The organism is Flavobacterium ponti (genome assembly GCF_042652765.1).
In the GTDB taxonomy this organism is placed as follows: domain Bacteria; phylum Bacteroidota; class Bacteroidia; order Flavobacteriales; family Flavobacteriaceae; genus Flavobacterium; species Flavobacterium ponti.
In genome coordinates, this window is the sequence record NZ_JBHSGW010000028.1 from 17,552 (window position 1) to 29,461 (window position 11,910).

14 protein-coding genes are annotated in these 11,910 nt (G+C 30.3%); 10 read left to right on the plus strand and 4 right to left on the minus strand.

Going from position 1 to position 11,910, the window contains the following annotated elements:
- Positions 1-23 precede the first annotated feature (23 nt).
- Positions 24-455, minus strand: a complete 432-nt coding sequence (locus ACFO3U_RS13590; protein WP_379743578.1) for a tellurite resistance TerB family protein — start codon at positions 453-455, stop codon at positions 24-26.
- 127 nt (positions 456-582) lie between these two features.
- On the opposite strand from ACFO3U_RS13590, the gene ACFO3U_RS13595 reads away from it, so the two are divergent.
- The 3 genes from ACFO3U_RS13595 to ACFO3U_RS13605 are packed head-to-tail and all read left to right on the plus strand — an operon-like array spanning position 583 to position 3,192.
- Positions 583-1,179 (plus strand): HupE/UreJ family protein, encoded by a 597-nt coding sequence (locus ACFO3U_RS13595; RefSeq protein WP_379743581.1) that lies wholly within the window; start codon positions 583-585, stop codon positions 1,177-1,179.
- A 3-nt stretch (positions 1,180-1,182) separates the two neighbouring features.
- Positions 1,183-1,611, plus strand: coding sequence for a deoxycytidylate deaminase (locus ACFO3U_RS13600; RefSeq protein ID WP_379743584.1), 429 nt, complete (start codon positions 1,183-1,185; stop codon positions 1,609-1,611).
- Between the two features lie 6 nt (positions 1,612-1,617).
- Positions 1,618-3,192, plus strand: coding sequence for a S41 family peptidase (locus tag ACFO3U_RS13605; RefSeq protein ID WP_379743587.1), 1,575 nt, complete (start codon positions 1,618-1,620; stop codon positions 3,190-3,192).
- 1 nt (position 3,193) lies between these two features.
- Here ACFO3U_RS13605 and ACFO3U_RS13610 read toward each other — a convergent pair whose 3' ends face one another.
- The 3 genes from ACFO3U_RS13610 to ACFO3U_RS13620 are packed head-to-tail and all read right to left on the minus strand — an operon-like array spanning position 3,194 to position 4,595.
- Positions 3,194-3,802 (minus strand): FAD-dependent oxidoreductase, encoded by a 609-nt coding sequence (locus ACFO3U_RS13610; protein WP_379743590.1) that lies wholly within the window; start codon positions 3,800-3,802, stop codon positions 3,194-3,196.
- Positions 3,803-3,807: 5 nt separating this feature from the next.
- Complete coding sequence (locus ACFO3U_RS13615; RefSeq protein ID WP_379743593.1) at positions 3,808-4,008, minus strand: hypothetical protein; 201 nt, start codon at positions 4,006-4,008, stop codon at positions 3,808-3,810.
- A 14-nt stretch (positions 4,009-4,022) separates the two neighbouring features.
- Positions 4,023-4,595: a MarC family protein gene (locus ACFO3U_RS13620; protein ID WP_379743596.1), complete on the minus strand. Its 573-nt coding sequence runs from the start codon at positions 4,593-4,595 to the stop codon at positions 4,023-4,025.
- 174 nt (positions 4,596-4,769) lie between these two features.
- Between ACFO3U_RS13620 and ACFO3U_RS13625 the strand changes: the two genes are divergently transcribed.
- From ACFO3U_RS13625 to dgt, 7 genes are all read left to right on the plus strand, one after another.
- Positions 4,770-5,336 (plus strand): DUF3109 family protein, encoded by a 567-nt coding sequence (locus tag ACFO3U_RS13625; RefSeq protein ID WP_379743599.1) that lies wholly within the window; start codon positions 4,770-4,772, stop codon positions 5,334-5,336.
- Between the two features lie 300 nt (positions 5,337-5,636).
- Positions 5,637-6,614 (plus strand): ribonucleotide-diphosphate reductase subunit beta, encoded by a 978-nt coding sequence (locus tag ACFO3U_RS13630; RefSeq protein ID WP_379743602.1) that lies wholly within the window; start codon positions 5,637-5,639, stop codon positions 6,612-6,614.
- Positions 6,615-6,736: 122 nt separating this feature from the next.
- On the plus strand, positions 6,737-9,169 hold the full coding sequence (locus ACFO3U_RS13635) for a ribonucleoside-diphosphate reductase subunit alpha (protein ID WP_379743605.1): 2,433 nt from the start codon (positions 6,737-6,739) through the stop codon (positions 9,167-9,169).
- A 103-nt stretch (positions 9,170-9,272) separates the two neighbouring features.
- Complete coding sequence (locus tag ACFO3U_RS13640) at positions 9,273-9,497, plus strand: hypothetical protein (RefSeq protein ID WP_338377596.1); 225 nt, start codon at positions 9,273-9,275, stop codon at positions 9,495-9,497.
- Positions 9,498-9,500: 3 nt separating this feature from the next.
- A complete protein-coding gene (locus ACFO3U_RS13645) occupies positions 9,501-10,013 on the plus strand; it encodes an RDD family protein (protein WP_379743608.1) in 513 nt (170 codons plus the stop codon).
- Between the two features lie 36 nt (positions 10,014-10,049).
- A complete protein-coding gene (locus tag ACFO3U_RS13650) occupies positions 10,050-10,496 on the plus strand; it encodes a GNAT family N-acetyltransferase (RefSeq protein ID WP_379743611.1) in 447 nt (148 codons plus the stop codon).
- Positions 10,497-10,510: 14 nt separating this feature from the next.
- Positions 10,511-11,854 (plus strand): dGTP triphosphohydrolase, encoded by a 1,344-nt coding sequence (gene dgt / locus ACFO3U_RS13655; protein ID WP_379743837.1) that lies wholly within the window; start codon positions 10,511-10,513, stop codon positions 11,852-11,854.
- The last annotated feature ends 56 nt before the right edge of the window (positions 11,855-11,910 follow it).

Sequence of the window (11,910 nt, forward strand, 5' to 3'; positions counted from 1 at the left end):
TTTTTTTATATGTTAAATAAATTTTATTTATTCATATGTTGCATTTCATAAACAAAAGTGTCTAAATCTACATTCAATACTAATAAAGACAAAGCTTTATCAACAATGTAAGAAACATTACTTGGTGTAAACCCTAATGCCAATGCAAAACGAGTTAAAATTGCTTTTTGTTTTGGACCTAAAACGTGATCAGCATAAACCATTCTAGATAAATCGTATAAACGCTCTAATCTTTGAACATGTAAATGTGGAGGATTAATAGGGTATTTTGAAGGGTTTTCTAAAATTTCTTCATATTCTGCTGAAGATATTTCTAAACGAATAGCTAATTTATCCAAAAACGCTCTTTCTTCTGTTGTTAAATCACCGTCTGACAAAGCTACTCTTACAATTGCTGAAAAGTGACCTTTATTTCTGTTTTTAAATTCGTTATCAAATAAATCTGAAAATGACATAGTATTAATTTTAATTCTGCAAATATACTTTTATTTAGAATTTAAATAAAATTATTTATAAGCTTTTCTTAATCTTTCTGAAAATTTGAAAATAAGTTGTAGTTTTGATATTATTAAAAAATTGCTGATGTCTGAATTTTGGTTGTATTTTAAAGTAGGAATCAATCACGTACTAGATATTAATGCTTACGATCACGTGTTGTTTTTGATTGCATTAATGATTCCTTATACTTTTAAAGATTGGAAAAGAGTGTTGCTTTTAGTGTCTCTTTTTACAATAGGACATACTTTGTCTTTAATTTTGTCTGTTTATAGTGTAATCTATGTAAATCCATCAGTGATTGAATTTTTAATTCCAATAACAATTATCGTAACAGCTTTTTATACTCTTTTTACAGCAGGTAAAAACGCAAAAGGGAACGGAAATTTATCTTTTATGGGAGTAACCACATTGTTTTTTGGTGTTATTCATGGATTGGGATTTTCAAATTACTTCAAATCTATCTTGCCAGGAAACGCATCCGATAAATTAATACCTTCTTTAGAATTTGCACTCGGAATTGAAGCAGCTCAATTAATTGTTGTTTTTGCGGTTTTAATTTTAGCTTATGTGGTTCAAACTTTCTTTAGGTTTTCAAAAAAAGATTGGGCTTTAGTTATGTCAGCTTTTGTAATTGGAGTAGTTTTGCCAATGATAATTGAAAGCGAAATTTGGAATCAATAAAATATGTCAGCAAAAAAATCAAAGTACGATAAAGCTTATCTTAGAATAGCAAAAGAATGGGGACAATTGTCTTATTGCCAAAGAAAAAAAGTTGGTGCGATAATTGTTAGAGATAAAATGATTATTTCTGATGGATACAATGGAACACCTTCTGGATTTGAAAATTGTTGTGAAGATGAAGACAATAACACAAAATGGTATGTGCTTCATGCAGAAGCAAATGCAATTTCAAAAGTAGCACGTTCCACTCAATCTTGTGAAGGAGCAACATTATATATTACTCTTTCTCCATGTAAAGATTGCAGTAAATTAATTCACCAATCCGGAATTAAAAGAGTTGTTTATCATCAAGAATATAAAGATTGCTCAGGATTAGATTTTCTAAGAAAAGCTGGTGTTGAGGTTGATTTAATTGAGGATTTAGCACAATAAATAAGAATGAAAGTTAATAAAATATATCTTCCCATAATAATTTGTTTGTCAATAGCTATTGGTTTATTGTTGGGAAATTTTATTACCAATTTTTTACCAGGTGCTGTTTTAACTAAAAACCCTAAATCTGAAAAACTAAACAAACTCATTAATTTTATTGATAATGAATATGTGGATGATATTAACACAGATTCAATTGTTGATTTAACCGTTAACGGAATTCTTGAAAAATTAGATCCACATTCTGTTTACATTGCTAAAAACGAAGTAGAAGAAGTTAATCAAAGTATGAAAGGTGATTTCGTAGGAATTGGAATTAACTTCTATTTGCACAAAGATACTGTCGTTGTTATAAAACCTATCAAAAATGGTCCTTCTGATAAAGCCGGAATTAAATCAGGAGACAGAATCTTGTTTGCTGATAAATTTCAACTTTTTGGAAAAAAAATAACAAACGAAACCTTGTTTTCAAAACTAAAAGGAGAAGAAGGTTCTGAAGTTGAATTAACTGTTTTTAGAAAATCAACCAATAAAAAATTCAAAGTAAATGTCACCAGAGATGTTGTGCCAATTAAAAGTGTGGATATCGCTACACTAATTGATGATAAAACAGGTTATATCAAAGTAAATCGATTTGCTGAAACCACTGAAGATGAGTTTCATAAAGCAATTGTAAATTTAAAAAGTATTGGTGCAACCGAACTTATTATTGATTTACGCGATAATGGTGGTGGTTATTTAGAAATTGCTGCTGAAATGGTGGATGAATTTCTAAAAGATAAAGAACTTATCGTAAAAACTATCAATAAAAAAGGAACTGAAGAAAAAACGTTTGCAACTAAAAAAGGTGATTTTGAAACAGGTCAACTAACTATTTTAATCAATGAAAACAGTGCTTCTGCAAGTGAAGTTTTAGCCGGTGCTATTCAAGATAATGATAGAGGAATTATTGTAGGAAGACGTTCTTTTGGAAAAGGATTAGTTCAAAGAGAAATGCCTCTTGGAGATGGTTCAATGATTCGATTAACTGTAGCTAGATATTATACTCCATCTGGACGTTCCATTCAAAAACCTTATGAAGATAAAGCAGATGCTTATTTTAATGAATTTGAAAAACGTTTCATTAGTGGTGAACTTTATGAAGCTGATAGTATAAAAGTTGCTGATAGCTTAAAATTTAGGACTAAAAAGGGAAGAATCGTTTATGGTGGCGGTGGAATTACTCCAGATGTTTTTGTGCCCTATGAAGCCAAACATGGTGAAGAAGGAACACTAATGATTATGAAATCTGGAATTGTGAGTTATTTTGTGTTTGAACAATTAGACAAAGACAGAAACTTTTTCAATAAAATGACTAAAGAAGAATTGAAAAAAGAAATCACAAGTAAAGACAAATATTTAACCATTTTTAAAGATTATATAGCTCAAAATGGATATATGTTGAACTTTACAAACCAAAAAGATAAAGTAAAAACTTATTTGTACGCTGAATTCGTACGTCAATTATTTGATGAAGATTCATACTACCAAATTATTCTTTCTCAAGATGCAATGATTAAAAAAGTGATGGAAAAAAAATAATCTATTTCCCCAAAGCATCATGAACCTGAACAGGTTTTCCATCGTTCCATAAAGTTAGAATATCAGTTGCAACACTTGCTCCACTTCCAGCTGCAATTGTTAGTTGACTTCTGTGTCCAGCTAAAGTTCCCATAACATAAACACCTTCTTTTACAAGATGATCATCATTTTTTAATTGCAATCTATTTTTTTCTGGAGCTGCTTTTTTATGAGGAATTACAAATTCTTCCAAACCTTCAATTAAAAACGGATTTGAAGCACCAATTCCAATAGCAACTAACTTAGTTTTGTAAGTGTTCTTGTTTGTAGTTATAGTAAAATTACCAATTTCTCCTTCAATTTTTAATACTTTTTCTCCTCCAATTTGTTCAACATGAGGATACAATTTTTGCAAATGTTCCAAACTTTCGTCTAGTAATTCTGAACCTAATTTTCCAGGAGCAATTCCATAAGCATTATTAAAAACAGCGTTTTGTAAAGAAGAGGCTTTTTGATGTGAAATAATTCCAATTTTTCTATCTGTAGCAAATGGTTTTTGTTTCGCAGAACCAAAGATTAAAGCACATGAAACTCCAGAAACTCCTCCACCAATAATTAGTACATCAAACATAAATTCTATTTATCTTTTGTTTTTTCGTCCACCATTTTCGACATTCTGTAAATCAACATCAAAAAAATGGCACAAAAACCACAAACAATTCCAATTAAAGCAACTGTGCTATTTCCTTCAAACGGATTATCAAAGTCAACTTTTGTAAAGTTAAAAATGATTAAGGCTAATGATATCACAATTATAACGTAGCTAAATATTTTCATTTTAAATTTTTATTTTATTCAAACAATCCTTTTATATTGGCTGCAAAAAGCTTTACGGCTATAGCCAACAAAATTACACCAAATATTTTTCTTATAATTCCAATTCCGTTTACACCCAATAAACGTTCAATTTTACCCGAAGATTTTAAAACCCCATAAACCACAACTACATTAATGAGTATGGCAATAATAATGTTTATTTTATCATAAACTGCTCTCAACGATAAAATAGTTGTCATGGTTCCAGCTCCAGCAATTAATGGAAATGCAATTGGAACTATAGAAGCTGTTGTAGGGTTATCTTCTTTGTATAAATTGATACCCAAAATCATTTCTAAAGCCAAAAAGAACAAAACAAACGAACCAGCAACCGCAAACGAATTAGCATCAATTCCAATGAGTTTTAAAATTTCTTCCCCTACAAACAAAAAAGCAATCATAATAACAGCTGCAACAATAGTGGCTTTTTCAGATTGAATATGACCTATTTTACTTCGTAATCCAACAATTATAGGAATACTACCGATAATGTCAATCACAGCAAAAAGAATCATGCTAATGGTGAATATTTCTTTCCAATCAAACATTTGTGTAAAATTTGGTGCAAATATAGCAATATTGTTAGATGCTACATTTCTATTTAACGATACATTATAAAAAATAAAACTTGAAAATTTATAATCCGAAAATCTACTTATCTTTGCAGCAAATAAAGTTTTTCTGAAAATCTAATTTCAGAAAATCAATAATCCCAATCAAAAATGTTTCAATTAAACAAAACCATCATATCTGAGGAAATTCTTGAAAAGGAATTTGTGTGTAATCTTTCAGCTTGTAAAGGAGCTTGTTGCGTAGATGGTGATGCTGGTGCACCTTTAGATGCATCTGAAGTTGAAAAATTGAAAGAAATTTATCCAAAAGTAAAACCTTTTTTAAGAAAAGAAGGAATAAAAGCTATTGAAAAACAAGGAACTTCTGTGGTTGGGCTTGATGGTGAACCAGAAACTACATTAATTGAAGGTAAAGATTGTGCTTATGTGATTTTTGACAAAGACACCGCTCTTTGTGGAATCGAACAAGCCTACAACCAAGGAATTATTGATTGGAAAAAACCTGTTTCTTGTCATTTATATCCAATTCGAGTAAAAGAATATGCTGATTTTGCTGCTGTAAATTATCACAAATGGCATATTTGCGATGATGCTTGTTCCTTAGGAAAAGAATTAGAAGTTCCTGTTTACAAATTTTTAAAAGAATCTTTAATTCGAAAATTTGGGCAACAATGGTATGATGAATTAGAAAAAGTAGCTCAAGAAATGAAAAAATAGTTTCTTGTTTTTTAAAATTTAAAATTCACCTTTTCTCAAAATATTTTTAACATTTTTTTCACAGTTAAAAACGCTCGTAACAAATGCATTTACTGCTGATTACAAGGTTTTGATACTTAATTTTTACTTTTGTAAAATACTGAATAACAAGTTTTTATAAATATTTTTTTGGCAAGACTTTTTTTACTCTTTGTTAAAAACTTCCCTTGATTGTGGATAAGTTTGACTTTCATTTCAAACAATAAATTGCCAACTTTGTAAACAGTTAAAATGTAACTAAATCTACAAAAATTTAATCAAATGTCATTTATAGAACCTATCCTAAAAGAAAACAAAGACCGATTTGTAATTTTTCCAATCAAGCACCAAGATATTTGGGAATGGTATAAAAAACAAGAAGCGTGTATTTGGACAGCTGAAGAAATTGATTTACACCAAGATTTATCGGACTGGAATAATAAATTAAACGATGATGAGAAATATTTCATTAAACACGTTTTAGCCTTTTTTGCTGCTTCAGATGGAATTGTAAATGAAAATTTAGCGGAAAACTTTGTAAATGAAGTACAATATCCAGAAGCTAAATTTTTCTATGGTTTTCAAATCATGATGGAAAATATTCACAGTGAAACCTATTCACTTTTGATTGATACTTACGTAAAAGATGAAGCTGAAAAAAACAAACTATTTCATGCAATTGAAACTTTTCCTGCCATCAAAGAAAAAGCACAATGGGCTTTAAAATGGATTGAATCTGATTCTTTTGCAGAAAGATTAATTGCTTTTGCTGCTGTAGAAGGAATTTTCTTTTCAGGATCATTTTGTTCTATTTATTGGTTAAAAAAACGTGGTTTAATGCCAGGTTTAACATTTTCTAACGAATTAATCTCTCGTGATGAAGGAATGCATTGTGATTTTGCTGTGCATTTACACAACCATCATTTAGTAAATAAAGTGCCAAAAGAGCGTATCAAAGAAATTATCGTTGATGCTTTAGACATTGAACGTCAATTTATTACAGAGTCATTACCGGTAAGTTTAATTGGAATGAACGCAACACTAATGACACAATATCTAGAATTTGTAACAGACAGATTGTTAGTGGAACTTGGTTGTGAAAGAGTATACAACTCATCAAATCCATTTGACTTCATGGATATGATTTCGCTTCAAGGAAAAACAAATTTCTTTGAAAAACGTGTTGGAGAATACCAAAAAGCAGGTGTAATGAATAACGATAGCGATGCCCAAAAAATTAGTTTTGACGCTGATTTTTAAGCTACACCCTATAAAATAATTCCCTTCCATTTGGGCTTGGAAGTAAAAATAGTACCAAAAACCAAATTACAAATAACCCGAAAGTAGAGAAGGGATTTTCTATTTTCAAAAAACAAAAGCCTATGTACGTAGTAAAAAGAGATGGTCACAAAGAGCCAGTTAGTTTTGACAAAATCACAGATAGAATTAAAAAACTATGCTATGGTTTAAATGATTTAGTAGATGCAGTAAAAGTTGCAATGCGAGTAATTGAAGGTCTTTATGATGGAGTAACTACTTCAGAATTGGATAACTTGGCCGCAGAAACAGCTGCTTCAATGACAATTGCTCACCCAGATTATGCTCAATTGGCTGCACGTATAGCGGTTTCAAATTTACATAAAAATACAACAAAGTCGTTTTCTGATACGGCTACTGAAATGTTTCATTATGTAAATCCAAGAACAGGAAAAAAAGCACCTCTTTTATCAGAGGAAGTATATAATGTAATTCGAGAAAATGCTGCTGTTTTAGATTCTTATATCATCTACAACAGAGATTTTAATTATGATTACTTCGGCTTCAAAACATTAGAACGTTCGTATTTATTAAAAATCAACGGGAAAATTGTAGAAAGACCACAACACATGTTAATGCGTGTTTCAGTTGGAATTCACCTTAATGATATTGATGCAGTTTTAGAAACATACGACTTAATGTCTAAAAAGTTCTTTACACACGCAACCCCAACATTATTCAACGCAGGAACTCCAAAACCTCAAATGTCATCATGTTTTCTTTTAACCATGAAAGATGATAGTATTGATGGAATTTACGATACGTTAAAACAAACAGCAAAAATTTCTCAATCAGCTGGAGGAATTGGATTGTCTATTCACAATGTTAGAGCAACAGGTTCTTATATTAGAGGAACAAACGGAACTTCAAACGGAATTGTTCCAATGTTACGTGTTTTCAATGACACAGCACGTTACGTTGATCAAGGTGGAGGAAAAAGAAAAGGAAGTTTTGCTATCTATTTAGAAACTTGGCATGCTGATATTTTCGAATTCTTAGATTTGAAAAAGAATACAGGTAAAGAAGAAATGCGTGCAAGAGATTTATTCTTTGCTATGTGGACTTCAGATTTATTCATGAAACGTGTTGAAGCAGATTCAACTTGGACATTAATGTGTCCAAATGAATGCCCAGATTTGTGTGATGTGTATGGAGACGAATTCGAAGCTCTTTATACTTCATATGAAGCAGCAGGAAAAGGTAGAAAAACCATAAAAGCTCGTGAACTTTGGGAAAAAATTCTTGAATCGCAAATTGAAACAGGAACTCCATATATGTTGTACAAAGATGCAGCAAACCGTAAATCAAATCAAAAGAATTTAGGAACCATTCGTTCTTCAAATCTTTGTACAGAGATTATGGAATATACTGCTCCAGATGAAATTGCAGTTTGTAATTTAGCTTCTATTTCATTACCAATGTTTGTGGAAAATGGAGAGTTCAATCATGATTTACTATACACAGTTACTAAAAGAGTTACAAGAAACTTAAATAAAGTAATTGATAGAAACTATTATCCAGTTCCAGAAGCTGAAAATTCAAATATACGTCACCGTCCAGTTGGATTAGGAGTTCAAGGTTTAGCAGATGCTTTCATTTTACTTCGTATGCCATTTACAAGTGATGAAGCAAAAAAATTAAACCAAGAAATCTTTGAAACATTATACTTTGCAGCAGTAACAGCTTCAATGGAAATGGCAATAGAAGAAGGACCATATTCTACCTTTGAAGGTTCTCCAATATCTAAAGGAGAATTCCAACACAATCTTTGGAACATCAATGACGAAGAACTTTCTGGAAGATGGGATTGGGCAAGCTTGAGAAAAGAAGTGATGAAAAACGGTGTTAGAAACTCTCTTTTAGTTGCACCTATGCCAACCGCTTCAACTTCTCAAATTTTGGGTAACAACGAGGCTTTCGAACCTTATACTTCAAACATTTATACAAGAAGAGTTTTATCTGGTGAATTTATCGTGGTAAACAAACATTTATTACACGATTTAGTAGATTTAGGTCTATGGAATGAAACTTTAAAACAAGAGTTAATGCGTAACAACGGTTCTGTTCAAAACCTAGATATTCCTCAAGACTTGAAAGAATTATACAAAACAGTTTGGGAACTTTCTATGAAAGATATTATTGATATGTCTCGTCAAAGAGGATATTTTATTGATCAATCACAATCGTTGAACTTGTTTATGCAAGATGCTAATTATTCTAAGTTGACTTCAATGCACTTTTATGCTTGGAAAAGCGGCTTAAAAACTGGAATGTATTATTTAAGAACTAAATCTGCAGTTGATGCTATCAAGTTTACTTTAAATAATGATAAAAAAGCAGAACCAGTTCAAGTAGCTGAAAAACCAATGGTAAAACCACAATTGGAAACTATTGCAGTAGTCAATGAACCCGTTGAAATGACAGCAGAAGAATACAGAGCAATGATTGAATTAGCTAAAAATGCTGGTCCAGATGATTGCGAAATGTGTGGTTCTTAACTAAAAATAGAATAAAGATAAAAGAACAAATAACAGCCATCATTAATTTGATGGCTGTTTTAGTTTTTTAAAGTATATTTGAATCAAATAAAATTTATTAAAAATGTCAAAAGAAAAAAAAGGAGTTTATACAGGAAAAATCGAACAAGATGCAGACGGAAATTTCTTCTGTGGTCCATATTTGTTAGATTACAAATACACAATTTCAAATTTCAAAATAGGTGATGAGGTAAACTTGAAAACCGTAATTGAAAACCCAAGTGATATTAGTTATGACAAATATCCAAAAAAATCGAGAGTGTTTTTCTTAGCAAACGATAAAGAATAATTTATGTATACAACATCACAATCGCAAAAAGTTCGCATAACAAACGATATGTTAGCTTCAAAAGGTAAAAGACTTGCTAATTTTGTTATTGATTACTTTATAAGAATCGTATTAGTATTTGGTTTCGGCATAGTTGTGGCAATTTATGCACATTCTGTTGGAGATGAAGATATTCTTTATGCAATGGAAAACATGAATACTATAACAGAATATCTTATTGGTTTTCTGTTTTTATTTATCTATTATTTGATTTTTGAGAGTATTAATGGTAGAACAATAGGTAAATATATAACTAATACAAAAGTTTTGATGATTGATGGTTCAAAAGCTAGCAGTGATAAAGTTTTAATGAGAACTTTAAGCAGAATTGTTCCATTTGAATTTTTATCTTTTTTAGGAAATGATGACAAAGGATGGCATGATACCTGGACTGATACTGTGGTTGTGGACATAAAAAAATACGAAGAAATAAAAAATAGTAGAAATTCTATTTCTGAAATTGGAGTAGAAATTTAATTTTTTTTCAGAATAGCAAATAAAAGAGATTTTTCGATGACTCAATTGTACCGAACAAATTCAAAGAACAAAGATTTTCAAGAATTGACTCAATTATTTGATGTGTTTTTAGTTGAAATTGATGGTGATGAAAAAGATTTCTTTGCACAATACAACCAAATTTATATTGATAATGTAGTGGTTTGCTATGAAAATGAAAAACCATTAGGCTGTGGTGCTTTCAAAAAAATGGAATCAAATATTGCAGAAATAAAAAGAATGTTTGTTTTACCAGAAGCTAGAGGTAAAGGAATTGCAACAAAAATTTTAAATGAATTAGAAAATTGGACAAAAGAATTGCATTATAATTCTTGTGTCCTTGAAACTTCTCAAAAACTAGAAAATGCCATTGCTTTATATAGAAAATTTGGATATCAAGAAATACCAAATTACGGACAATATATAGGAGTTGAAAGTAGCATTTGCATGAAGAAAATATTTTAAATTACTATCCAATGATGAAATGGGAGCAACTATTGTCGCTAAAGAGACATGGTGATATAAGCAAAAGAATAAGAAAAGAAGAAGATGATACACGTTTGGGTTTTGAAGTCGATTATGATAGAATCATATTCTCTTCAGCTTTTAGAAGTTTGCAAGATAAAACTCAAGTAATTCCATTATCAAAAACCGATTTTGTGCACAACAGATTAACTCATAGTTTAGAAGTTTCTGTTGTTGGCCGTTCATTAGGAAGACTAGTTGGAAAAAAAATCATTGAAAAATACCCTTATTTATCAGAAATTCATGGGTATCAAATGAATGATTTTGGAGCAATAGTTGCAGCAGCTTCATTAGCTCATGATATAGGAAATCCACCATTTGGACATTCAGGTGAAAAAGCCATTGGAGAATATTTTAAAACCGGAAAAGGTCAACATTTCAAAGATAAAGTTACTGCTAAAGAATGGCAAGATTTAATTGATTTTGAAGGTAATGCTAACGGATTTTCAGTCTTAACTACTTCTCGTGAAGGTGTTGAAGGCTCTATTCGAATTTCATATGCAACTCTTGGAGCTTTCATGAAATACCCAAAAGAAAGTTTACCCAAAAAACCAACAACAAAAATATGTGATAAAAAGTATGGTTTTTTCCAACAAGACAAAGCATTTTTTAGTGATGTTGCAAAAGAATTAGGATTAATAAATAACAAATCAGGAAATGATATTGGTTTTGAACGTCATCCTTTAGCTTATTTAGTAGAAGCTGCTGATGATATTTGTTACACCATAATAGATTTTGAAGACGGAATAAATTTGGGACTAATTCAAGAAGAGTTTGCTTTAGAATATTTAATAAAATTGGTCAAAAACGGAATTGATTCAAAAAAATACAATTCCTTAACAACGAAAGAAGATAGAATAAGTTATTTAAGAGCTTTAGCCATTGGAAGTTTAATTCAAGATGCTGTTAAAATTTTTATCGAAAACGAAGAGGATATTTTAAAAGGAGAATTTCCTTTTGCTTTGATGGATAAAAGTCAATATGCAGCTCAAATGAACGATATAATCCAAATCAGCATTAAAAACGTATATCAAAGTAGGGAAGTTATAGAGAAAGAATTAGTTGGTTATAAGGTAATTAATACATTATTAGATAAGTTTTGCACAGCTTATAACAATAAAATTGAAGGAAACGCTTCAAATTATGATAATTTAATTTTAAAGTTATTGCCTGAAAGGTATCAATTTCAAAAAGAGGATGTTTATAACAGGATATTGCATATATGTCATTTTGTTTCTATGCTAACTGACGGAAAAGCTTTACAGCTTTATAATACGATTGAGTCTAATAAAAGTTAAAATGTTTTTTTATCACAAAAAAATATTTTAAGTTATTTTCTAAAAGCTTACATTTG